The sequence below is a fragment of the Psychrobacter proteolyticus genome (assembly GCF_038155145.1).
Taxonomy (GTDB): Bacteria; Pseudomonadota; Gammaproteobacteria; order Pseudomonadales; family Moraxellaceae; genus Psychrobacter; species Psychrobacter proteolyticus_B.
The window spans coordinates 1-217 of sequence record NZ_JBAKAY010000157.1 but is presented as its reverse complement, the minus strand read 5'-3'; the positions used below and the strand labels follow the sequence as shown (position 1 = coordinate 217).

Genomic DNA, 217 nt, shown 5'->3' with positions numbered 1-217 from the left:
GCCACCACAAGCGACCAGACCGTCGAAATCACGTAGATTGATACGTCCACTGAGTAGATCGCTCATGTGGACATCGACCGCTTCAAAGACAGCTTGGGTAAAGCCTGCTGCCATTTCCGTCTGACCATTGACGCCTTGATCACTCAAGATAGCGACTCTTGGTCTGCTGTTATCAGAATCAGCGCTACTGTTTACATACGGCTCTTCAACTTTTTGA

1 protein-coding gene is annotated in these 217 nt (G+C 48.8%); it reads right to left on the bottom strand.

Translation table 11 applies throughout. The features are described 5' to 3' along the window. Window positions 1-217 (bottom strand): phosphoribosylformylglycinamidine synthase subunit PurQ (locus V6252_RS13340; RefSeq protein ID WP_341610758.1); only part of this gene is annotated, 217 nt, incomplete at both ends.